We start from the raw sequence: 23,049 nt of genomic DNA on the forward strand, positions 1-23,049 counted from the left end.
CCTTGCGGCGGAAAGCCTGATCCCACATGCCGACAGACGCCCGACTCCTTCTTCTCGACCGCGATGCCGTCGAACCCGCCCTTCAGGCCGAGCAAGTGATGGCCGCGGTGCGGGAAGCTTTCGTGCTGCACAGCCAAAGGGCCGGACGCGTGTTCCCGGTGGTCCGCGAGAAGCTGCACACCGGTGGCGTATTCGGCATCAAGTCCGGCGACGTCGCGAGCCAGGATCTGCTCGGGTTCAAGGCGGCCGGATTCTGGCCCGGCAACCGGGCCCGCGGCGGCGAGCCGCATCAGGCAACCGTCGCGCTGTTCGATCCGGCCACGGGCCGCCCGCTCTGCATCATGGACGGCAACGCGATCACCACCGCGCGGACCGGTGCCGCTGGCGGACTCGGGCTGCAACTGCTGGCCCGCCGCGACAGCACGCGGATCTGCGTGTTCGGCACCGGCGTGCAGGCGCGCGTCCAGCTCGAATACGCGCTCAGGCTGCTGCCGCAACGTTGCACGGTGCAGTACGTGAACGTCGGCGGCGAGCCGGACCCGGTGTTCGAATCGGCGTTCCGCGAACGATGCGCGATCCGCGTCGCTCGCGATCGGAACGACGCGGTGGCCAGCAGCGACGTGGTCATCACGGCAACGCCAGGCGGCGGCGCATTGTTCGATGCGGATGCGGTTCAGCCGGGTACCCATCTGACCTGCGTGGGCGCAGACACGGCGGGCAAGCGCGAACTTCCGGCCGGCGTGCTGGAACGCGCGCGTATTTTCGTCGACGATCACGATCAGGCGCGCAGCATCGGCGAGTGTCAGTGGGCACCGGATCTGCCGCGCACCGAAATCGGCGACCTGCTCGCCGGAACGGCGTCGATCGACCGCTCGCCGAGCGACATCACCGTATTCGACATGACCGGACTCGCGCTCCAGGATCTGACTGTCGCGCGTTTCCTGTATGAACGTGCCCTTGAAAATGGCACAGGAACCTCAGTACCATGGCCGTGGTGAACACCCTCCCCCCCGCACCGTCATCCGCCATGCGCCTGCCTGACGTATCCGCCCTCTCGTTCGATCTGGACGACACTCTGTGGCCGTTCGGGCCGTCCGTCGAACGCGCCGAAGCGACACTTCGCGCGTGGCTGATCGAGCACGCGCCCGATACCGCGAGCGTGCTGCCCACGCAACAGGCACTGAGCGAGCTACGTGAGGAATACGAACGTTTGTGTCCTGACCTCGTCAGCGACTATCGTGCGTTGAGAATCGGATCGATCAGGCTTGCGCTGGAACGCGCAAACGAAGATGTCGCGCTTACCGAACGTGCGTACGAAGTCTTCTATGCCGCCCGGAACCGGGTCGAGTTCTATGAAGACGCGTTGCCGGCACTGGCATGGCTGAGCGCGCGGTTTCCGTTGATCGCAGTGACCAACGGCAACGCGGACCTCCGGCTGACCGGCGGCGGCGAATTCTTTCGGGAAACGCTCAGCGCGCGTGTGTTCGGGATCGCGAAGCCGGAACCCGAAATATTCCATGCGGCGGCGGAGGCGCTCGACGTGCGTCCGGCGGAATTGCTGCATGTGGGGGACGACTTCCACCTCGATGTCGTCGGTGCATTGAATGCGGGGCTTCAGGCGGCATGGGTGGTTCGCGACCAACAGCCGGACGTGGCACGCAATCCTCAGCATGGCGCGACGCCGCACCTCACGCTCCGCGACCTGTCGATGCTGTGTCGCGCGCTCGGCGGGCCCGACAACGTATCGTGACCGCATGCGCGCGCCGCGCTCACGCTGCATGCCGCACCGCTGTGAAACGCGTCTGACCGCCGGTTGCCCCTTGCGCAAACATCGCGGTCGGCCATGCCGATGCAGCGCATGACCGACCACCGCCCCGTCACGCCGCCTTGCGCGCCTCCGCAATCCGCTGCGGCGCCTTCGGCCGCGCATACAGCCGGTCGAGATACGCCCGCAGTTGCGGAAACGGTTCGATCAGGTTGCATTCGCTGGCCCAGTCGATCAGGTAGGCCGTCACGCAATCGGCCACCGTCAGCGTATCGCCGACGATGAACTCGCGCCCTTCGAGATGCTTGTCGAGGATCGCGGCCATCGTCGCGAAATCCTCGCGCGCCAGTTCGATGTCGGCCGGCGAGCGCTTCTCGGGCGGATAGAGGAACGTGTGCCGCGTGATCCGCCACAGCGGCTGCTCGAGCTCCGTCACCGCGAACATGACCCACCGATAGGCCTGGGCGCGCAGCGCCGGATCGATCGGCAGCAGCGCCTTCTCCGGGTACTTGTCCGCGAGATACAGCACGATCGCGGCCGACTCGGGAATCACGCGGTCACCGTCCACCAGCACGGGCACCTTGCCGGCCGGATTGATGCGCAGGAATTCGGGCCGCTTGTGCTCGCCCGCGAGCAGGTTGACCGACACGAATTCGAAATCCGCATCCAGTTCCTTCAGCCCCCACAGCGCACGTTGCGAGCGGGTGCCGGCAAATCCGTAAAGCTTCATCGCATGTCTCCATCCAGAATGTCGGGAAAATCTCCGCATGCAGGCCACGGCGCATCGACGCATCGACGCAACGCGACACGCTGCGACCGGCGTCGCTCACACGCCGGGAATCGGCAGCACCGGCATCACGTCGATCTTCTCGCCCGGGAAAATCGTGAAATGCGGATGGCCTTCGAACATCGCGGCCGCCGCGTCGTGCGAAGCAGCACGCACGACCGAAAACGCGCCCATCGCGTTGGCCGTGTCCTTCACGCCGCCGGCGTCGACGGTCTTGGTCTTGCCAAGCGGCCCGCCCAGCTCGACGACCGCGTCGCGATGGCGTTCGACCCACGCCTTCCATGCGGCGATGCCTTCCTGCTCTTTCGCGCGCCGCTCCTGGTCCGAAAGCGCGACCCACGCCTTCATCTGCGGGCTGTCCTTGCTGCCGAGGAATACGGCGAGATACAACTGCTGTTGAGCACTCATGCTTTCTCCTTCGGTGACGGGCGCGGCGGGCTGCCGCACCTCGACCTTGACAAGATAGGTTGATATCAACACAATTGCAACATGGCACGAAAAGAAAAGCTCCCTTTCGAAACGACGCTGATGGTGCGCGATTGCTGCCTGTGCCTGCACATGCAGCGCGCGGCGCGCAACCTTGCGCGCATCTTCGACGATGTGCTGCGTCCGCTGGATCTGACCAACGGCCAGTTTTCTCTGCTGATGTCGCTGAACCGGCCGCAGCCGGCCCCGATGAAATCGGTCGCGTCGCTGCTCGCGATGGACCGCACGACGCTGACCGCCGCGCTCAAGCCGCTCGAGCGGCGCGGGCTCGTCACGATCATGCAGGATCCGGACGACGGGCGCAGCCGCCTGCTCGAACTGACGCCGGCCGGCCACGAGCTGCTGGCCGACGCGTTTCCGCTGTGGCAGCAGACGCATGCCGATATCGAACGGCACTTCGCGCCGGGGGAAGTCGATCTGTTGCGCGGCCAGTTGCGCGCGCTGTCGGAAGATCCGGCTGCGCGCGGCTGAACCGGCGCACGGATCGCGACGCGTGCCGCGTTACTTCCTGCCCTTCTTCGGCAGCAGCAGTTGCGCGAATTCCTGCAGGAAATGCACGGGGCCGCGCTCGTGCAGCGCACGCCCGCTGCTCAGCGCGCCGTCGATGACGGTCGCGAGCCGCAGCGCGAAAATTTCCGGTTCGTCGACTCGCATCGCGCTCGCCAGCTCGGTCAGCCGGCGCCGCAGTTCCTGCTTGTGCGCAACGGCGACCTTGCGGGCCGGATGGTTGTCGTCCGCATATTCGGCGGCGATGTTGATCTGCGGGCAGCCGCGATAGCCGGGGCGCGCAATGCGCTCGCCGATCCATTGAAGCTGCGCATCCAGTTCCTCGCGCGGCGTGCGCTTGTACTGCTGCGCCACCGCATCCCAATGCGCCCAGAAGTCCGCGTCCTCGCGCAGCAGGAACGCCTCGATCAGGTCGTCCTTCGTCGTGAAGTGACGATAGAGGCTCGTCTTCGCGACGCCCGCCTGCGCGACGATCAGGTCCACGCCGACCGCGCGTGTGCCTTCCCGGTAGAACAGCTCGCTGGCCGTTTGCAGAATGCGCTCGCGTGTATCGAGCGCGCCGCCTTGTGTGTCTATTCCCTTTTTCATCCCGACTCGGCCTTCCAGGGCCGCCCGTACCGCAACAGTGGACCGATCATAGCACCGCGGGGTTGACGACGCTACAGGTCTGTACTATAAAACAGACCGTTCTGTAGCGGAGTTGATCATGGACGATCGAAAGACGGTTGCGGTCTATGGCGCCACGGGTCACACCGGGCGGTTTGTCGTCGCCGAACTGGCCCGGCGCGGCGTTGGCGCGATCCGCATCGGCCGCGATGCCGCGCGGCTCGCGGAAAGCGGCACACGCGACGTCGCGCCTTCGCGCGTCGCGGCGATCGACGATCCGGCCGCGCTCGACGCTGCGTTGCGCGGCGCGGACGCCGTGATCAACTGCGCGGGCCCGTACCTCGATACCGCGCTGCCGCTGGCCGATGCCGCGCTGCGGGCCGGCATCCCCTATCTCGACCTGACGGCCGAACAGCCGTCGGTGCTGGCGCTGGCCGAACATGCCGATGCTCGTGCGCGCGCCGCGGGCGTGACCGTCGTTCCCGCCGCGGCGTTCTACGGCGGCCTGGCCGACCTGCTCGTCACGGCCGTCGTCGACCAACGCAAGCCGATCGATCGCGTCGATATCGCGACCGGCCTCGACAACTGGCACCCGACGCGCGGCACGCGCGTGACGGGCGAACGCAATCGCGCGGTGCGGCTCGTTCATAAGGATGGCAAACCGACGCCCGTGCCGTCGACGGCACGCGAACGCGTGTGGCCGTTCCCACCGCCGATCGGCAGCGTCGACGTGACGCTGCTGCCGTTTTCGGAAGTGATGACACTGTCGCGTCATCTGCGCATCGATACGATCGAGTCGTGGCTCGCGACGCTCGCGCTGCGCGACGTGCGCGATGCCGCCACGCCGCCGCCCGAGCCGACCGATGCGCTGGGCCGCTCGGCGCAGCAGTTCGCGATGGACGCGATCGTCGTGCAGGGCGGCACGACGCATCGCGTCACGGCGTCGGGACGCGACATCTACGCGGTCAGCGCGCCGATCATCGTCGAGGCGGCCGTACGCCTGATGACCGGCAAGGCCGCGGTTTCAGGCGGCGTGCGCAGCCTCGGCGAATTGTTCGATGCGCGCGATTTCCTCGCGGCGCTCGATACGGTGGCAGTATCGTTCGGCACGACCACCGATCCGGTTTTCACAAGGAGAGACAAGCATGAGCAGCAATGAGAAAGGCGCGTATTTCCGGTCGCTTCACCGCGCGGGCCAGCCGCTGGCGCTGTTCAACGTGTGGGACGCCGGCAGCGCGCGCACTGCGGCCGACGCGGGTGCCGTCGCGCTGGCGACCGGAAGCTGGTCGGTAGCCGCGGCCAATGGTTTCGGCGATGGTGAGCAGATGCCGCGCGCACTCATGATGGAAGTGCTCGAACGGATCGCGCGTGCGACGGACCTGCCCGTCACCGTCGATCTCGAAAGCGGCTACGGCGAGCGGCCCGAGGATGTCGCCGAGACGATCGCGCTCAGCATCGAGGCCGGCGCCGTGGGCTGCAATCTCGAAGACAGTTTTCCGGCGACGGGCGAATTGCGCGACGTCGAAGCAGCGGCAGCGCGTCTCGCGGCGGCACGGCAGGCGGCCGATCGCGCGGGCGCCGACTACTTCATCAATGCGCGCACCGACGTGTTCTTCAAGGCGCCGGCCGACACGCACGACGAACGCCTGCTCGACGCCACGCTGGCACGCGCACGCGCTTATGCGGCGGCCGGCGCCGACGGTCTCTTCGTGCCGGGCCTTCGGTCGCCCGCGCTCATTCGCAAGCTGACGGCCGCATCGCCGCTGCCGGTGAACGTGATGCGCGTCGCGGAAACGCCGACGCTGGCCGAACTCGCCGAATACGGCGTGGCCCGTATCAGCCACGGGCCGTATCCGTATCTGCAGGCGATGAAAGCGCTTGCGGCGATGGTCAAGCAAGGCAGCTAGCGGATTCACGGGACGGCCGGGCGCCGAACGATTACATCGAATGTAATCGGAGCACGGCCCGACCGTCCCTTCGCTTCCGGTATCGCGCCGCCATTCCGGCGGCGCTCGTCGCCCGGCAGACATCACGTCCGCCCGCAACGCTCAGGATGCCTTGATTAAATCGATGAACGCGCGCAGTGCAGGCGGCACGAGACGGCGCCCGGGGTAATAGAGGAAGGGCCCCGAAAACGGCCGCCACCACGGTTCGAGCACGCGTTCGAGTGCGCCGCTGTCGAATTGCGGGCGCAGCCACTCTTCGAAGAGATGCACGATACCCGTGCCGGCGATCGCCGCGTCGACCAGCAGGTCCGTCGCACCGCCGATCTGCACCAGCAGCGGCCCGGGGGCCGGCTCGACCCGCACGACCTCGCCGTCGCGCTCGAACTCCCACGGCGGCATCGCGCCGCTCGCGAAGCGTCCGCGCAGGCAGCGATGGTCGAGCAATTCGCGCGGATGCCGCGGCCGGCCGTGACGGTCGAGATAGCCGGGGGCGGCCGCGGTCGCGAACCGCTGAATGCGCGGGCCGATCGGCACCGCGATCATGTCCTGTTCGAGCCGTTCGTCGTAGCGGATCCCCGCGTCGCAGCCGGCCGCCAGCACGTCGACGAAATTTTCGTCGGCGATCACCTCCAGCCGTATTTCGGGGTACGCATCGAGAAAGCGCGGCACGATCGCGGGCAACACGAGCCGGGCCGCGCTGAGCGGCACGTTGAGCTTCAGCGTGCCGGCCGGTCTGTCGCGGAATTCGCCGATACCGTCGAGCGCCGCCGCCACTTCGGTCAACGCGGGCCCGAGACGCGCGAGCAGGCGCTCGCCCGCTTCGGTGGGCACGACGCTGCGCGTCGTGCGATGCAGCAGCCGCACGCCAAGCTGCGCCTCCAGCCGGCGCACGGCCTCGCTCAGCCCCGACGCGCTGAGGCCCGTCATGCGTGCGGCGTCGCGGAATCCGCCGGCGCGCGCCACGGCCATGAACGCATTCAGATCGCCCAGATCGGTTTGCATTGTTCGCCTTTTCGTACAACCCGTGCGGATTATGACGGCTTATCGCGCAGGCGGCCAATGCCTATGCTGGGCGCATTCATCGACAGATCCACAGGAGCACAGTCATGTCCGACATTCGGCACACCACCGCCTTCAGGCTCGGCGATCGCAACGTCAAGCGGATCGGCTACGGCGCGATGCAGCTCGCGGGGCCCGGCGTATTCGGCCCGCCGAAGGACCGCGACGCGGCATTGAACGTGTTGCGCGAGGCCGTCGCGTCCGGCGTCGACCATATCGACACCAGCGACTTCTACGGCCCGCACGTCACCAACCGGCTGATCCGCGATGCATTGCATCCGTATCCGGACAATCTCGCGATCGTCACCAAGATCGGCGCGCGACGCGGCGGCGACGCAGCGTGGCTGCCCGCGTTCGCACCCGACGAACTCGAACGGGCCGTGCACGACAACCTGCGCAACCTCGGCCTCGATGTGCTCGACGTCGTCAACCTGCGCATCATGTTCGACACGCACGGGCCGGCCGAAGGATCGATCGAGGCGCCGCTGAGCGCGCTCGCCGAACTGCAGCGGCGCGGGCTCGTCCGCCATATCGGCCTGAGCAACGTCACGCCCGCGCAGGTCGCGCAAGGCCGGCGGATCTGCGACATCGTCTGCGTGCAGAACCACTACAACATCGCGCATCGCGGCGACGATGCGCTGATCGACGCGCTGGCCCGCGACGGCATCGCATACGTGCCGTACTTTCCGCTCGGCGGCTTCTCGCCGCTGCAGTCGTCGACGCTGTCCGGCGTGGCGGCCCGCGTCGGTGCGACGCCGATGCAGGTCGCGCTGGCGTGGCTGCTGCGCCGCGCGCCGAACATTCTGCTGATTCCCGGCACCTCGTCGGTCGCGCATCTGCGCGAGAATCTCGCGGCGGCCGATCTCGATCTGCCGGACGATGCGCTCGCGGAACTCGACCGCATTGCGGACGCCGGAGCCGCATGACGGACAGGTGACCGCCGGCGGACCCGCGAAGCGCGGGCCGCCCGGCCGGTCAGGACACCGCCACGCCCACCCGCTTCGGCACGCCGGTCACGATCGTCGCGACCGCGACGGCCAGCACGGCCGCCGCAGCGACGAACACGCCGGCCGCACCGTTCGCGTCGAACACGACGCCGCCGGCCGCCGCACCGGTCGCGATCGCGAGCTGGATCGCCGCGACGATCAGCCCGCCCGCGCTCTCGGCCTCGTCGGGCACGGTGCGCGTGACCCACGTCGACCACGCGACGGGCACGCCGCCGAACGCCATCCCCCACAACGCGACGAGCACCGCGTCGAGCATCGGCGCGCGGCCGAGCGCGACGAGCGCGAGGCCGAGCACGACCATCAGCGCGGGCATCCCGATCAGCATCGGCCGCAGCCGGTGTTCGAGCACGCGGCCCGCGAGCGACGTGCCGACGAAGTTCGCAATGCCGTAGCCGAGCAGGATCGCCGACAGCCCGTTCACGCCGACGCCCGCAACCTGCTCGAGGAACGGCCGCAGATACGTGAAGAACGCGAAATGCCCGGTGAACACGAGGATCGTCGCGAACATCCCGAGGCCGACGGTCGGCCGGCGCAGCACGTCGATCAACGTGCGCAGCCGCGTCGTGCCGCTCGGCGGCATCGACGGCAGCGTCATCACCTGCGACACGAACGCGACGCCGCCGAGCCCGGCCGCGATCAGGAACACGTTGCGCCAGCCGATCAGGTGACCGAAGTAGCTGCCCATCGGTGCGGACGCGATCGTCGCGACCGCCACGCCGCTGAAGATGATCGACAGCGCGCGCGGCACCATCGCCGTCGGCACGAGCCGCATCGCGGTGGCCGTCGCCATCGTCCAGAAGCCGCCGAGCGCAACGCCGAGCACGACGCGGCCGATCAGCAGCGTCGTCAGGTCGGGCGCGAACGCGACCGCCAGATTCGATGCGACGAGCAGCACCGAGAACGCGAGCAGCACGCGCCGCCGGTCGATCGTGCGCGTCAGCGCGGAGATCAGCAGGCTCGTGACGAGCGCGACCGTCGCGGTGGCCGTCACGGCCTGCCCGGCCACGCCTTCGGTCACGCCGAGGCTGTCGGCCATCGGCGTGAGCAGGCTGGCGGGAAGAAATTCGGCCGTGACGAGCCCGAAGACGCCGAGCGTCATTGCGAATACCGCGCCCCAGGCCGGTTCGCGGGTGGCCGCCGTCGAGGCGGCCGGGGAAATTCCGGGATTCATGTGGCGTTCCGTTTTCGTCTAGGGAAAGTACTGATGACGGCGTATCGTAAGGACCGGCAGCAGGACGGTCTATGACATACAATCCGTTCTTGTTGATCGATCGTCCGAATCTCGCCATGTCCGAGCCGCTGCTTCCCCCCGTCCCCGACGTGCACGACCTCGTCAGCGAGCTGCTGCTGGGGATGCGCCTGAGCGGCGTGCAGTACCGCCGCATCCAGGTCGCGCGGCCGTTCGGGCTGAATTTCGGCCAGGCGCCGGGCCGCGCGCAATTCCATTTCGTCGGACGCGGGCCCGTGCTGCTGCGCGATGCGTCCGGCGCAACGATGCGGCTCGAGGCCGGCGACGCGATCCTGCTGCCGCACGGGCGCATGCATGCGCTGGTGTCCGATCCGGATGCGCCGTGCCGCGAGATCAACGGCTTCGAAGTCGCGAAGATCTGCGATACGGTCGCGTCGGTGGCGTCGGCCGGCACGTCACCCGCGGCCTGCGCGACGACGGAGCCGGGCGCCGGCGATGCGCTGATCTTCAGCGCATGCATGGAGCTCGATCTCGGCGGCATGCAGCCGCTGGTCGGCACGATGCCCGAGTTCATGCACGTCGGCACGCTGCTCGCACGCTACCCGGAAATCCGCCCGATGCTCGACGCGATGGAGCGCGAGTCCTGCTCGGCGCGCGCGGGCTTCGCGGGCATCCTCGCGCGGCTCGCGGACGTGGTCGCGGCATTCATCGTGCGCGGCTGGGTCGAGTGCGGATGCGGCGACGCGGCGGGCTGGGTGCAGGCGCTGCGCGAGCCGAAGCTCGGCCGCGCGATCGTCGCGCTGCATCGCGACCCGGGCCGCAACTGGAGCGTCGCGGAGCTGGCCGCCGAAGCGGGCGTGTCGCGCTCGGTGTTCGCCGAACGCTTTCTCGCGGCGACCGGGATGACGCCCGTGCGCTACCTGACCGAGCTGCGGATGCGGCTCGCCGCGCAGTGGATCGCGCGCGACCACGAGGCGATCGAAGCCGTCGCGTACCGGCTCGGCTACGGTTCGCTGGCGGCGTTCAGCCGCGCGTTCAAGCGCGTGGTCGGAAAGCCGCCGGGCGCGGTGCGTGCGGACGGCGACGTGCGTGTCGAAGCGTAATGCCTGACGCTCGACGCTTGACGTGCGACGCTGGCCGGGGGCCGCTACGTGTCGCTTCACGTCGAAGTCGCACGCTCACCGGCGTCGCTCACGCCACCGCCGCCGCGCGCGAAGGCGCGCGTCGAAGCGTAATGCCTGACGCTTGACGTGCGACGCTGACCGGAAGCCGCTACGCGCCACTCCGACGTCACACGGTCGCCGGCCTCGCTCGAGCCACCGCCGCCGCGCGTGACGCCTTTCCGCGTTCAGCCGCTGAGCGCTTCGAGCTTGTCGACCAGCGCCGTCGCGCACTGCACGGCGAGCGCCGCGCAGTGCTCCGCATCCACGGCCGCACCGCTCGCGATGGCGCCCTGCACGATCCGGCCCAGCAAATCCTTCGAGAGATCGGCGATCTCGTAGTCCCGTTCCGTCATGATGTCGCTCCTGCGCGTCGGCCGACGATGGCGACACGCTCATTGCCCCTGCCCGTTCAACGCCCTTTCGCGCGCACGACGATCTGCGCCTGCGTGTCGCGCTCGATGCGTTCGAGCGACGCGCGCAGCGCCGTGAATTCGTCGGGCGTGCACACCTGCCGGCCGAACTCCGCCTTCATCCGCCGCGTGACCTGCACCACGCGCGCGGCCGCGTCGAACACGTAATGCGACGTGAAGTCGACGAAGCGGTCGTGCACGGCCGCATCGGCCGGCAGGTCGGTCACGACGACGTCGGCCGGCAGCGCGATCTGGCCGGTCTCGTCGAACGCGCCGCCGATGCAGCCCCACGGCTGCGTGCGCACGGGCTCGGCCAGCCAGTTCTCGACCTGCGTCGCGATGCCGCCCGTGAGGCTCGACAGCGCGGGCAACGCGGTCGTGCCGTCGGGCCACACGAAATGATCGAGCGTGCCCGACACCGTCACGTCGAACGGCCCGTCGGTCACGCGCCGGTCGCTGGTCGACAGTTGCGCGCGGCCGCGCAAGCCGCTTTGCCGCAGGCGTTCGGTCGCGAGCTGCTCGATGCGGTCGTGCGTCGCGCGGCGAAACAGATTGCGTTCGAGTTCGGCCGTCCAGCCGTCGTCCTCGATGTACGCATGAAACCGCGCGGCGCCGGGCTGCGCGGCATCGATCGCGAGCCGCGCGATGCGGCGGCGCGGCTGCGTGGCCGGCGTGCGCGACAGCACGCCCGTATCGACCAGCAGCGCGGGGCGATCCATCACGATCGGCGGCAGGTAGCCGAACGCGATGCCGGCCGTCGTCGTATCGGCGTAAAGCGCGAGATCGGGCAGCCACGTGATCGCATGATTGATCGCGCCGCCGCCGTAACCGGGCACGGACGGCAGCGTGTACACCGAACCGAGATTGATCAGCACCGGTTCGCTGCGGATGCCGACCGCCGCGAGCAGCGCGCCGAACAGCGCGACATGGTCCTTGCAGTCGCCGTAGCGGTTGCGCAGGATGTCGGTCGCGCGATGCGGCGCGGCGGCCGTTTCGCCCAGAAACAGCCCGACGTAGCGCACGTTCGCCTGCACCCAGTCGTACAGGATGCGCGCCTTGTCGCGCGGCGCGGCAGCACCCGCGGTGAGCGCGCGCGCCAGTTGCACGACGGCCGGATCGTCCACGCTCGGGTCGACGGCCGCGTTGCGGTAGCGCGCGGCGAACGCCGCGTAGTCGGGCAGCGTCGACACGACGAGCCGGTCGCCGTAGGTCGGGTAGCCGACCGCGCCGTTCTCGATGCGGTCGTACGGGCCGTGCCGGTAGTCGAATTCGTAGCGCGTGCGGCCGTTCGCCGTGACCGGCGGCAGCGCGACGTAGCCGCGCGCGTCCGCGTACAACGGCATGTCGGCCGGCACGTCGAAGATCAGCCGCTGATTGTCGACGGGCTCGCGCGACGGCTCGACGTAGTAGCCGAAGTAGCCGCGATTGACGGGCTTCGTGCGCGTCTTGCGGAACGCCACGCGCGTGCTCGACCCGGCTTCGACGCCGGGAAACACGACAGTGCGCAACAGCCCGTCCTGGAACGTCGGCGCGCCGGCCGAGCGCGGCTCCTGCACGTCGCGGATGCCGTCCGCGCCGACCGGATGCGCGACACCGTCGCGGTCGATCGTCTCGGCCGCGAGCAGGTCGACCTGCTCGAGATTCTTGTCGAACCACACGTAGCGCTGCGCAACCGCGTCGATGCCGTTCGCGTTGTTCGCGCGCAGCGTCGAATCGTCGTGCTCGTCGAGCGAACCGTCGTGCCGGATCACGAATTCGTGGACATCGCTGACCAGCGTGACGGGTGCTTCGTCGGCAACGCCGTTCGCGCCGTCCGCCGCCGGGCCCATGCCCGGCGCCGCACCGACGGCGCTCGATGCGCCGAACGCGGCAGCGCATGCCAGCATCCAGCCGGCCAGGCCGACAGAAAAGCGCACCACATCGCACCTCGTCGCGGTTCACGGAAAGCGCGGCCGCGCAGCGGACAGGGTCAACCGCGCGGCTCCCGTGTCGGCCAGTGTGGGCGACGCATACGCAAGCGTCAAGCCGGTGCACGCCGGCCTACAATGAAACATGGAAGCATCGTCGCGTGCGGCCGCCGGCATACGCTCGAACGCCTGACGCCGGCGAAAAATCGTCCGCCCGCGACCGGGAGGCACCATGGAAAACGGAATCGTGGAAGTCGTCGTGCTGCTGGCGTTTGTCGCGCTCGTCGTGCTGTTCTTCGTCAAGCGCCCGGGGCGCGACCGGCTGAGGGCCAAATTCCATCATCCGCCGCTGCGGCGGCCCAACCGCCCGCACCGGCACCATCAGCCGTGACGGCTGCTACCGGCAGTCGCCCACGCGCTTGCCGCGCCGCGTCCACGCGAGCGTGTACGCGCCGGCCTGCGCATGCTGCCCGCGCAATTGCCCCTTCAGGTCGTAGCGCGTCGGCGTGACGGCGCCCGTCACGGTACCGTTGCAACGCCACCGCTAGCCGACGTTCATCGGCAGCAGCACCATCTGCTTGCCCTCGACATGCAGGCGCGCCTGCAGTTCGACGGGCGTCTGGTTGTGCAGCCACGCGGTCAGGAAATTCACGCGCCGGAAAATCAGCTTGCTCGCGAAGCACACGGCGTTCGGATACGCGTCGAGCGTCGACGACGCGAGGTTCATGAATTCCACGACGGGATTCGTGCCGAACGCGATCCGGTAGTCGGCCGCGATGCCGTTGCGGCGGCAATGCGCGACATAGTAGTCGAGCGCTTCGGTGATCGAGTGACGCAGCCGTTCGAGATGTTCGTGCCCGTCGTACGCCTTCGCATCGACCTCGCCGACCGCGAGGAAGATCACGTTGCGGAAGTGCCCGGGAAACAGCCGGTTGACCCACAGCAGCGCGTGCATGCTCGCGCCGCGATGCTTGCCGACCAGCAGCACGGCGGTCGGTGCCTGCGGATCGGGCTTGCCCGGTGCGGTAGCCTCGTCGACTTCGGGCGGCTTCCCCGAGAACAGCGCGTCCTCTTTCGCGAGCTGCGCGCGCGTGTACGCGTAGTGGCGGTTGATCATGAAGCACAGCGCGATCACCGCGCTCGTCACGAGCACCGTGAGCCAGCCGCCTGCCGTGAACTTCTCGACCAGCGTGATGACGAGCACGGTCGCCGTCACGCTCAGCCCGAGCGCCGACAGGAAGAAGTGCTTGAACCAGCCGCGCTCGCTGCGATGGCGCCACCAGTACGTGCACAGCCCGAGCAGCGACATGCTGAACGTGAGGAACACGTTGATGCTGTACAGCACGACGAGCACGTCGACGCTACCGTGCGTCCACAGCAGGATCAGCAGGCTCGACAGGCCGACGACGATGATGCCGTTCTGCCGCACGAGGCGTGTCGACAGGTCGCGGAAATGGCGCGGCACCCACGAATCCGACGCCATGTTCGACAGCACCGCCGGGCCGTCGAGAAACCCCGTCTGCGCGCCGACCATCAGCAGCCCGGCCTCGAACGCGAGCACGGCCGCGAGCAGCGCATGCCGCGCGAACGCCGAGCCGAGCCCGAGATGGTCGATCACGCTGCCGAACACCACCGCGTTGAGCGTCTCGCCTTCGACGGGATGCGCGTGCCACAGCATGTACAGCAGGATGATGCCGCCGGCCGTGAATGCGAGCGACGTCGACATGTACCACATCGTCACCTTGCCGTTCGGCACGCGCGGATCGGCGAGCATGTTCACGTTGTTCGACACGGCCTCAAGGCCCGTATAGGTGCCGCCGCCGAGCGAGAACGCGCGCATCAGCAACGCGAGCATCACGAACACGCCGAGCGACTGCGACATCCCGTGCGCCTCGTGCACGGCGTCGGGCACGATCATCGCGAGGTTGCTGCCGTGTACGGCGACGCCATACACGATCAGCCCGAAGTGCAGCACGACGAAGCCGATGAAGATCGGCAGCAGCACCATGATCGAGTCGCGCATCCCGCGGAAGTTGAGCCCGGTCATCAGCAGGATCAGCACGATCTCGGTCGTAAGCTTGAATGCCTGCGCGCTGACCGGCAGCAGGCTGAAGAACGCGTCGACGCCGCTCGCGAGCGAGGTCGCGACGGTCAGCACGTAGTCGACCAGCAGCGCCGCGCCCGACACGAGCCCCGGCTTCGCGCCGAGCAGCGCGGTCGCGACGCGGTAGCCGCCGCCGCCCGTCGGGAACAGCTCGATCACCTGGTTGTAGCCGAGCGCGATGATGAAGACCGTGGCCGCGGTCGCGAGCGCGAGAAACAGCGCGAGCGGCGTATGGTGCGCCAGCGCGAGGAACGCCTCTTCCGGGCCGTAGCACGACGACGACAACCCGTCGGCGCCGAGCCCGACCCAGGCCAGCAACGGCGTCACGGCGATCGCATGGCGCGTGCGCGGATCGAGCGGGTCCAGCGGTTTTCCGACCAGCAACTGCCACACCTTCCGGAATGCGGTCATGGTCCCCTCCCGGCACGCCCGGCGCGGCGGCGCGATCCCCTAAAGCTAATCGACGCGCGCTCGCGGCGCCAGTCCGCATATTCCATAGGAGCCGCCCGCCGGCCCGGCGCCGCTTTCAACGCGTAAGCGACCGACGCCGGCGCCCGTGCGCGGGAGCGGCCGCCTGCGCGCGATTGCGCGACGCGGCGACCTTGCTCCGGCCGCGTCGCGACCCACCTTCCCACCCGCATCGGCCACGCCCGGCGCGCAGGTTTCCGCACCCGCTCCCCCTCTCCTCGCCCGTCGCCACGCGCTGCATCCGCGCCCGCGTCCCGGTCGTGCGTTGTTCCCCGCAATTCGGCATTTGTGCGCGCGCAACAATGGCGATGCCTCGCGCCCGGCGCCAGGCGGGCAACCCGATTCCCGCATGGCACCGGGCGCGATGGTCTTCGAAAACCACAACTCACGAGGACATACCATGCAACTCCAATCCCATCCGGCGTGCCGCCCGTTTTATGAAGCCGGCGAACTCACGCAACTGACTGCCTTTTACGAAGAAGGACGCAACGTCATGTGGATGATGCTGCGATCGGAGCCGCGGCCGTGCTTCAACCAGCAACTCGTCACCGAAATCATCCATCTCGCGCGCGTCGCACGCGACTCGGGCCTGCCGTTCGACTTCTGGGTGACGGGCTCGCTCGTCCCCGAGCTGTTCAACGTCGGCGGCGACCTGAGTTTCTTCGTCGACGCGATCCGCAGCGGCCGGCGCGACCAGCTGATGGCCTATGCGCGCTCGTGCATCGACGGCGTGTACGAGATCTACACGGGCTTCGGCACCGGGTCGATCTCGATCGCGATGGTCGAGGGCAGCGCACTCGGCGGCGGCTTCGAAGCGGCGCTCGCGCATCACTACGTGCTCGCGCAGAAGGGCGTGAAGCTCGGGTTCCCCGAGATCGCGTTCAACCTGTTCCCGGGCATGGGCGGCTATTCGCTCGTTACGCGCAAGGCGGACCGCGGAATCGCGGAATCGCTGATCTCGACCGGCGAAACGCATGCGGCCGAGTGGTACGAGGATCGCGGGCTGGTCGACGAGACGTTCGACGCCGGTGACGCGTATCTCGCGACACGCACCTTCATCGACGTGACGAAGCCGAAGCTGAACGGCGTGCGCGCGATGCTGCGCGCACGCGAGCGCGTGTTCCAGTTGTCGCGCTCGGAGCTGATGGACATCACGGAAGCGTGGGTGCATGCGGCGTTCACGATCGAGCCGAAGGACCTCGCGTACATGGAACGCCTGGTGATGCTGCAGAACCGGCGCGTGTCGAAGCTGCGCACGGTGTAATGCGGCGGGGCGCCGCCGGTTGCCGGCGGCGCCCCGCTCCCCGGAACGAAGCTCAGGCGATCAGCCTGAGCTTTCTCGTCTCGGCGAGCCACGCCTCGAAGGCCTGCGCCGGCATCGGCCGTGCGTAGTAGTAGCCCTGCGCGTGATCGACGTCGAGCTGCTTGAGGAAATCGGCTTCCGCATGCGTCTCGACGCCTTCGGCGATCACCGCGAAATTCAGCGCCCTCGCGAGCGACACGACCGAGCGCACCAGCGCCTGCGAGCGCGGATTGCGGTCGATGCCCGTGATGAAGGTGCGGTCGAGCTTGATCGCGTCGAGCGGCAGGCGCGACAACTGCGACAGCGACGAATAGCCGGTGCCGAAATCGTCGAGATGGATCTCCGCGCCGATCTGGCGGAACTGCCGCATCAGCCCGTTGGCGGAATCCTCGTCCTCGATGAAGCAGCTCTCGGTCAGTTCGATGTCGAGCAGGCCGGGCTTGAGCCCCGCGCCGTCGAGAATCGATGCGAACTGATGCACGATGTTCGTGTCCTGCAACTGCCGCGCGGACACGTTCACCGCGATCCGGATGCCGAGCCCCTTCGCCTTCCACGCGGCGGCCTGCGCGGCCGCGGTGCGCATCACCCAGCGCCCGAGCGGCGCGATCAGCCCCGACTCCTCCGCGAAGCGGATGAACTCGATCGGCGCGACGAGCCCGCGATCGGGCGACTGCCAGCGGATCAGCGCCTCGACGCCGCGCACGTCGCCGGTCGCGATATCGACGACCGGCTGGTAGTGCAGCACGAACTGCTCTTCCTCGAGCGCCTTGCGCAGGTTCGTGTCGAGCCACATGTACTTCGCGACCTTCTGGTTCATCTCCAGCGAGAACACGCGGTACGTATGCTTGCCTTCTTCCTTCGCGACGTACATCGCGGTGTCCGCGCTGCGGATCAGCGTCTCGAGCGAATCGCCGTGCTGCGGGTGCATCGCGATGCCGATCGAGCAGCTCGTATAGACCTCCATCAGCCCGAGGTGGATCGGCGTGCGCATCCGTTCGAGGATGATCTGCGCGGTCGCTTCGAGCAGCGGCCGCGTGCCGTGCTCGAACAGCACGAGGAATTCGTCGCCGCCGAGCCGCGCGAGCGTCGCGCCGGACGGCAGGCAGCCGCTGATGATCTTCGACACGTCCTGCAGCAGGCGGTCGCCGGTGATGTGGCCGTAGTGATCGTTGACGCGCTTGAAGTTGTCGAGATCGAGGAACAGGATGCCGACCTGGCCGCGCGACGCGGCGCTCTCCGCGGCGATCGCCGCATGGATGCGCTCGCTGATCGCATGGCGGTTCGGCAGCCCGGTCAGCACGTCGGTGTTCGCGAGTTCGGTGAGCCGCTGCTGCGCGTTGCGCTCCTCGGTGATGTCGATGCCCGAGCAGATCAGGAACTGCTCTTCGACGCCGCTGCCGCTCTGCACGAACTTGTTGCGGAACTGGAACAGGCGCGGCCCGTTGACCGTGTTGATGTAGCGCTCGACCGCGAACGAGCGGTTGCTCGCGAAAAAGCCCGTGATGTTGCTGCGCGACTGCGCGCCCTGCTCGGGGCTCATGAACAGTTCGAACGCGCTGCGGCCGATCACGTCGACCTCGCGCTTGCCCGTCACTTCCTCGCACAGGTGGTTGAAACGCTGCACCATCCCGTTGCGGTCGAGGATCACGACCAGCGAATTCACTTCGGACACGACCTGCTCGGCGAACGCGAGCCCGTGCGACAGATCTTCCGCGACGGACACGGCATCGGAATACGCGGAGGCCGTGCCGGCCCAGTCGGTCGTGTTGACCTTCCTGCCGACGAGATGAAGGCTGACCGGCTCGCCGAACAGTGCGATGTCGAGCACGAGGTGCGACGTGACGCCCGTCAGCGCGCGAATGCGCGCAGCCTGCTCGACCGTCAGCGCGACGGCGACGTTGGTCAGGCCGCGGACGGCGGCCAGTTCGAGCGCATTGCTGTCGCTGCCGAGCCGCCAGCAGGGGCTGCGCGTACCGACATGCGCCTCGAGCACCGCGCTATCGTTTTCGTCATCCATGGACACGCCCCGATCCAGAAAAAAACGCATAGTGTAGACGGAGGCGAGCTGGCCGCCCGCCTTCCCGGGCCGCGCAGCGCGCGTCCCGGCAGGGCAGCCGTGATTGCCGTGACAACGGCCCTCGTCTCGTACTTGTTTCCAGCTAATGCGACCGGCGTTCGCGCGTAAAGCGCGCAGGTTCTGCCTAACGAATGATGAGAGCCATCTTATCAAATGACGATGAGGATTGGCACTCACATTTAGAGCAGAGTGTCAAGGAATTGGGACTCGATTGGCAAGCCGGACTTTTCATGATTGGCGGCATGTTCGAGAGCAGGCAAGGGAGTGCGAAACGGGGCTGGCCGGATGGGCGGAGATCCTTTATCCGCAAGGGTTTCCTGGAAATCGCAAAATATGGGGACGGATAACCTTCGGGACCACGGCGGCAGGGTCGGATCATGTTCCGGCAACGCGAAATCCGGCCAATTTTGTTTCTGTTCGAGTGTGAATGCGCCGCTTTATTCCACAGTCGGTTGCAATATCGCGACGCCTGCAGAAACGACGTGTTTTATCGGATCCCGGCAGCGGACCGACAACGCGGGTGGAACCGGTACGGCCGCCGTCGCAACCGGTGCGCGAGACACGCGGCGAGCGTCCGCCGTTGCGCACGAACGCCCGCCGTCGCCGCTGCCGCGCGTGGTCGCGGCTCAGCCCGCGGCGCCGTACCCGCCGCCGCCCGGCGTTTCGACGACGAACACGTCGCCCGGCGCCATCTGCGCGCGGCCGATATGCTCGAGCGCCTCGACCGTGCCGTCCGCGCGCTCAATCGTGTTGCGGCCGAGCGCGCCGGCCGCGCCGCCCGCCGCGCCGAACGGCGCGTGGATCCGGTTGTTCGACAGGATCGACGCGGTCATCGGCTCGAGGAAGCGGATCCGCCGCACCGCGCCGTCGCCGCCGCGCCAGCGCCCGCCGCCGCCCGAGCCGGCGCGGATCCGGTGCGAATCGAGCCGCACCGGGTAGCGCCATTCGAGCACCTCCGGATCGGTGAGCCGCGAGTTCGTCATGTGCGTCTGCACCGCGCCGACGCCCGCGAAGCCGTCGCCCGCGCCGCTGCCGCCCGCGATCGTCTCGTAGTACTGGTAGCGATCGTTACCGAATGTGAAGTTATTCATCGTCCCCTGGCTCGACGCGACGCAGCCGAGCGCGCCGTACAGCGCGTTGGTGATCGCCGACGACGTCTCGACGTTGCCCGACACGACCGCGGCCGGATACTCGGGGTTCAGCATCGAGCGCGCGGGCACGATCACCGTGAGCGGCTTCAGGCAGCCGGCGTTCAGCGGGATGTCGTCGCCGACCAGCGTGCGGAACACGTACAGCACGGCGGCCATGCAGACGGCCTTCGGCGCGTTGAAGTTGTTGTCGAGCTGCGCGGACGTGCCGGTGAAATCGATCTCCGCGCACCGCGCCGCGCGGTCGACGCGGATCGCGACGCGAATCTCCGCGCCGTTGTCGAGCGGATAGCGGTACGCGCCGTCCTGCAGCGCGCCGATCACGCGCCGCACCGCCTCTTCCGCGTTGTCCTGCACGTGCCCCATGAACGCGAGCACGACGTCGCGGCCGAACTGCGCGACCATCCGGCGCAACTCGTCGACGCCCTTCTGGTTCGCGGCGACCTGCGCGCGCAGGTCGGCCATGTTCTGCTCGACGTTGCGCGCCGGGTAGCGGCCCGATGCGAGCAGCGCGCGCGTGTCGGCGTCGCGCAGCACGCCGGCCGACACGAGCTGCCAGTTGTCGATCAGCACGCCTTCCTCGTCGATATGCGTCGAATCGGGCGGCATCGAGCCCGGCGTCGTGCCGCCGATGTCCGCGTGGTGGCCGCGCGAGCCGACGTAGAACAGCGGCGCGTCCGAGCCGTCCGCGAACACCGGCGTGATGACCGTCACGTCCGGCAGGTGCGTGCCGCCGTGATACGGGTCGTTCAGCATGAACACGTCGCCGTCGCGCATGCGGCCGCGGTTGCGCTCGATCACCGTGCGGATGCTCTCGCCCATCGAGCCGAGGTGCACGGGCATGTGCGGCGCGTTCGCGATCAGGTTGCCGTCGCCGTCGAAGATCGCGCACGAGAAGTCGAGCCGCTCCTTGATGTTCACCGAGTACGCGGTGTTCTGCAGCCGCAGCCCCATCTGCTCGGCGATCGACATGAACAGGTTGTTGAAGATCTCGAGCCGCACCGGATCGGCATCGGTGCCGAGCGAGCGGCGCGTCGGCAGCGGCGTCGTGCGCGTCAGCACGAGATTGCCCTGCGCGGTCATCCGCGCGCGCCAGCCGGGCTCGACGACGGTCGTGCCGTTCTTTTCCGCGACGATCGCCGGGCCGTCGATCGCGTCGCCGGCCAGCAGCGTGTCGCGCACGTACAGCGACGCGTCGTGCCACTGGCCGCCGGAATAAAAGCGCACGGCGGAATCGGCACGCGGCGCAGCGCCTTCCCCGCGCGAGGCCAGCGGCGCGATGTCCACCGGCGCGTCGGAGCGGCCGATCGCCTCGACCGACGCCAGTTCGGCGACGAGCGGCGTACCGGGCATCAGGAATGCGTAGCGCTGCCGGTACGCGGCCTCGAACGCCTGCTGCATCGCGTCGACGCTGCCGGCCGGCACGTCGAGCGCCGAATCGGTGCCCTGGTAGCGCAGGTGCACGCGCCGCTCGGTCGCGATCCGCTCCGGCGGCACGCCCTGTTCGAGCAGTGCACCGACGGCCTCGTCGGCCAGCCGGTCGAGCGCCGCGTTCAGCGCCGGCAGCGATGCATCGGACAGCACGGCCTCGACCGCGCGCTCGCGCATCGCGGTCTGGTCGGCCAAGCCCATCCCGTATGCGGACAGCACGCCCGCGAGCGGATGCGCGAACACCTGCGTCATCCCGAGCGCATCGGCCACGCCGCACGCGTGCTGGCCGCCCGCGCCGCCGAACGTCGTCAGCACATAGCGCGACACGTCGTGGCCGCGCTGCACGGAGATCTTCTTGATCGCGTTCGCCATGCTGCCGATCGCGATTTCCAGAAAACCTTCGGCGAGCGCCTCGGGCGTCTCGCGCCGCCCCGTCGCCGCATGGATTTCATCGGCGAGCGCTTCGAACTTCGCAGCCACGCCGTCGCGGTCGAGCGGCTCGTTTGCATGCGGGCCGAACACGCGCGGGAAATGATCGGGCTGGATCTTGCCGAGCATCACGTTGCAGTCGGTCACCGTCAGCGGGCCGCCGCGCCGGTACGCGGCCGGCCCCGGGTTCGCGCCGGCCGATTCGGGCCCGACGCGCAGCCGCGCGCCGTCGAAACCGAGCACCGAGCCGCCGCCCGCGGCGACCGTGTGGATGCTCATCATCGGTGCACGCATCCGCACGCCGGCCACCTGCGTCTCGAACACGCGCTCGAATTCGCCGTTGTAATGCGACACGTCGGTCGACGTGCCGCCCATGTCGAAGCCGATCACCTGGCCGAAGCCGGCCGCGCGCGCGGCGCGCACCATCCCGACGATGCCGCCGGCCGGACCCGACAGGATCGCGTCCTTGCCCTGGAACGCGTCGGCGCGCGTCAGCCCGCCGCTGCTCTGCATGAACTGCAGGTTCACGCCCGGCATCTCGTGCGCGACCTGCTCGACGTAGCGGCGCAGGATCGGCGACAGGTACGCGTCGACGACGGTCGTATCGCCGCGCGACACCATCTTCATCAGCGGCGACACCTCGTGCGACACCGATACCTGCGTGAAGCCGATGCGGCGCGCGAGCTCCGCGAGCGCGCGTTCATGCGCGGTGTAGCGGTAGCCGTGGATCAGCACGATCGCGAGCGCACGCACGCCCGAGTCGAACACGCGGCGCAGCGACGCTTCGGCATCCTGTGCATCGAGCGGCACGACGACGTCGCCATGCGCACCGATGCGCTCGTCGATCTCGACGACGGTCTCGTACAGCGCATCGGGCAGCACGATGTCGAGATCGAACAGCCGAGGCCGGTTCTGGTACGCGATGCGCAGCACGTCGCGAAAGCCGCGCGTCGTCGCGAGTGCGGTGCGTTCGCCCTTGCGTTCGAGCAGCGCGTTGGTCGCGACCGTCGTGCCCATCTTCACCATGTCGACGCGCTCGGGCGTGATCGGCTCGCCGTCGGCGAGGCCGAGCAGGTGGCGGATGCCGGCCACGGCCGCGTCGCGGTACTGCTCGGGGTTCTCCGACAGCAGCTTGTGCGTGACGAGCGTGCCGTCGGGCCGGCGCGCGACGATGTCGGTGAATGTGCCGCCGCGGTCGATCCAGAATTGCCAGCGTGCGGCGTCGGAGGGAACGGGAGAAAGGTGTCGGTCGGTCAT

Annotated in this window: 20 protein-coding genes; 9 read left to right on the forward strand and 11 right to left on the reverse strand. The window is 68.5% G+C overall.

What is annotated here, in order from left to right; genetic code table 11:
* Nucleotides 1–26: 26 nt before the first annotated feature.
* Nucleotides 27–998 carry an ornithine cyclodeaminase family protein gene (locus ACM6JT_RS14045; protein ID WP_414856688.1) on the forward strand — a complete coding sequence of 324 codons (972 nt, stop codon included), beginning with the start codon at nucleotides 27–29 and terminating at the stop codon, nucleotides 996–998.
* Between the two features lie 29 nt (nucleotides 999–1,027).
* Complete coding sequence (locus tag ACM6JT_RS14050) at nucleotides 1,028–1,750, forward strand: HAD family hydrolase (RefSeq protein ID WP_407972576.1); 723 nt, start codon at nucleotides 1,028–1,030, stop codon at nucleotides 1,748–1,750.
* 127 nt (nucleotides 1,751–1,877) lie between these two features.
* Here ACM6JT_RS14050 and ACM6JT_RS14055 read toward each other — a convergent pair whose 3' ends face one another.
* A complete protein-coding gene (locus ACM6JT_RS14055; protein WP_131946325.1) occupies nucleotides 1,878–2,495 on the reverse strand; it encodes a glutathione S-transferase family protein in 618 nt (205 codons plus the stop codon).
* Between the two features lie 96 nt (nucleotides 2,496–2,591).
* Nucleotides 2,592–2,960, reverse strand: coding sequence for a hypothetical protein (locus ACM6JT_RS14060; RefSeq protein ID WP_407971643.1), 369 nt, complete (start codon nucleotides 2,958–2,960; stop codon nucleotides 2,592–2,594).
* Nucleotides 2,961–3,041: 81 nt separating this feature from the next.
* Between ACM6JT_RS14060 and ACM6JT_RS14065 the strand changes: the two genes are divergently transcribed.
* Nucleotides 3,042–3,509, forward strand: a complete 468-nt coding sequence (locus tag ACM6JT_RS14065; protein ID WP_175746637.1) for a MarR family winged helix-turn-helix transcriptional regulator — start codon at nucleotides 3,042–3,044, stop codon at nucleotides 3,507–3,509.
* Between the two features lie 30 nt (nucleotides 3,510–3,539).
* Here the strand turns inward: ACM6JT_RS14065 and ACM6JT_RS14070 are convergent, their stop codons facing one another.
* A complete protein-coding gene (locus ACM6JT_RS14070; RefSeq protein ID WP_111019597.1) occupies nucleotides 3,540–4,133 on the reverse strand; it encodes a TetR/AcrR family transcriptional regulator in 594 nt (197 codons plus the stop codon).
* 118 nt (nucleotides 4,134–4,251) lie between these two features.
* Here ACM6JT_RS14070 and ACM6JT_RS14075 point away from each other — a divergent pair, with 118 nt between their 5' ends.
* Together ACM6JT_RS14075 and ACM6JT_RS14080 are read left to right on the forward strand one after the other, a co-directional pair.
* Nucleotides 4,252–5,310, forward strand: coding sequence for a saccharopine dehydrogenase family protein (locus ACM6JT_RS14075; protein WP_414856689.1), 1,059 nt, complete (start codon nucleotides 4,252–4,254; stop codon nucleotides 5,308–5,310).
* Complete coding sequence (locus ACM6JT_RS14080; RefSeq protein ID WP_131946328.1) at nucleotides 5,297–6,058, forward strand: isocitrate lyase/PEP mutase family protein; 762 nt, start codon at nucleotides 5,297–5,299, stop codon at nucleotides 6,056–6,058. Before ACM6JT_RS14075 ends, ACM6JT_RS14080 begins: the two co-directional genes overlap by 14 nt.
* Nucleotides 6,059–6,199: 141 nt before the next feature.
* Here the strand turns inward: ACM6JT_RS14080 and ACM6JT_RS14085 are convergent, their stop codons facing one another.
* Complete coding sequence (locus ACM6JT_RS14085; protein WP_414856690.1) at nucleotides 6,200–7,099, reverse strand: LysR family transcriptional regulator; 900 nt, start codon at nucleotides 7,097–7,099, stop codon at nucleotides 6,200–6,202.
* A 104-nt stretch (nucleotides 7,100–7,203) separates the two neighbouring features.
* Between ACM6JT_RS14085 and ACM6JT_RS14090 the strand changes: the two genes are divergently transcribed.
* Nucleotides 7,204–8,082, forward strand: a complete 879-nt coding sequence (locus tag ACM6JT_RS14090) for an aldo/keto reductase family oxidoreductase (RefSeq protein ID WP_414856691.1) — start codon at nucleotides 7,204–7,206, stop codon at nucleotides 8,080–8,082.
* Between the two features lie 49 nt (nucleotides 8,083–8,131).
* On the opposite strand, the gene ACM6JT_RS14095 is transcribed toward ACM6JT_RS14090, so the two are convergent.
* Nucleotides 8,132–9,334 (reverse strand): MFS transporter, encoded by a 1,203-nt coding sequence (locus ACM6JT_RS14095; protein WP_414856692.1) that lies wholly within the window; start codon nucleotides 9,332–9,334, stop codon nucleotides 8,132–8,134.
* A 71-nt stretch (nucleotides 9,335–9,405) separates the two neighbouring features.
* On the opposite strand from ACM6JT_RS14095, the gene ACM6JT_RS14100 reads away from it, so the two are divergent.
* Nucleotides 9,406–10,455, forward strand: coding sequence for an AraC family transcriptional regulator (locus ACM6JT_RS14100; protein ID WP_034182041.1), 1,050 nt, complete (start codon nucleotides 9,406–9,408; stop codon nucleotides 10,453–10,455).
* A gap of 245 nt (nucleotides 10,456–10,700) precedes the next feature.
* Here ACM6JT_RS14100 and ACM6JT_RS14105 read toward each other — a convergent pair whose 3' ends face one another.
* Together ACM6JT_RS14105 and ACM6JT_RS14110 are read right to left on the reverse strand one after the other, a co-directional pair.
* On the reverse strand, nucleotides 10,701–10,868 hold the full coding sequence (locus ACM6JT_RS14105) for a hypothetical protein (RefSeq protein WP_165948046.1): 168 nt from the start codon (nucleotides 10,866–10,868) through the stop codon (nucleotides 10,701–10,703).
* Nucleotides 10,869–10,924: 56 nt separating this feature from the next.
* Nucleotides 10,925–12,811 (reverse strand): DUF3857 domain-containing transglutaminase family protein, encoded by a 1,887-nt coding sequence (locus tag ACM6JT_RS14110; RefSeq protein ID WP_414856743.1) that lies wholly within the window; start codon nucleotides 12,809–12,811, stop codon nucleotides 10,925–10,927.
* Nucleotides 12,812–13,064: 253 nt separating this feature from the next.
* Here ACM6JT_RS14110 and ACM6JT_RS14115 point away from each other — a divergent pair, with 253 nt between their 5' ends.
* Nucleotides 13,065–13,223 (forward strand): hypothetical protein, encoded by a 159-nt coding sequence (locus tag ACM6JT_RS14115; RefSeq protein ID WP_161785064.1) that lies wholly within the window; start codon nucleotides 13,065–13,067, stop codon nucleotides 13,221–13,223.
* A 6-nt stretch (nucleotides 13,224–13,229) separates the two neighbouring features.
* On the opposite strand, the gene ACM6JT_RS14120 is transcribed toward ACM6JT_RS14115, so the two are convergent.
* Nucleotides 13,230–13,355 carry a hypothetical protein gene (locus ACM6JT_RS14120; RefSeq protein WP_258170474.1) on the reverse strand — a complete coding sequence of 42 codons (126 nt, stop codon included), beginning with the start codon at nucleotides 13,353–13,355 and terminating at the stop codon, nucleotides 13,230–13,232.
* A gap of 21 nt (nucleotides 13,356–13,376) precedes the next feature.
* Nucleotides 13,377–15,347: an APC family permease gene (locus ACM6JT_RS14125; protein ID WP_414856693.1), complete on the reverse strand. Its 1,971-nt coding sequence runs from the start codon at nucleotides 15,345–15,347 to the stop codon at nucleotides 13,377–13,379.
* A gap of 457 nt (nucleotides 15,348–15,804) precedes the next feature.
* Here ACM6JT_RS14125 and ACM6JT_RS14130 point away from each other — a divergent pair, with 457 nt between their 5' ends.
* A complete protein-coding gene (locus tag ACM6JT_RS14130) occupies nucleotides 15,805–16,668 on the forward strand; it encodes a crotonase/enoyl-CoA hydratase family protein (protein ID WP_034182038.1) in 864 nt (287 codons plus the stop codon).
* A gap of 52 nt (nucleotides 16,669–16,720) precedes the next feature.
* Here the strand turns inward: ACM6JT_RS14130 and pdeR are convergent, their stop codons facing one another.
* Both pdeR and ACM6JT_RS14140 read right to left on the reverse strand, forming a co-directional pair.
* Nucleotides 16,721–18,724: a cyclic di-GMP phosphodiesterase gene (gene pdeR, locus ACM6JT_RS14135; RefSeq protein ID WP_034182037.1), complete on the reverse strand. Its 2,004-nt coding sequence runs from the start codon at nucleotides 18,722–18,724 to the stop codon at nucleotides 16,721–16,723.
* A 686-nt stretch (nucleotides 18,725–19,410) separates the two neighbouring features.
* The gene (locus tag ACM6JT_RS14140; protein ID WP_414856694.1) at nucleotides 19,411–23,049 is read right to left on the reverse strand and encodes a hydantoinase B/oxoprolinase family protein; all 3,639 of its coding nucleotides are present in this window, start codon (nucleotides 23,047–23,049) and stop codon (nucleotides 19,411–19,413) included.

This window comes from Burkholderia sp. IT-111MI5 (genome assembly GCF_949752865.1).
GTDB classification, from domain to species: Bacteria; Pseudomonadota; Gammaproteobacteria; order Burkholderiales; family Burkholderiaceae; genus Burkholderia; species Burkholderia pyrrocinia_C.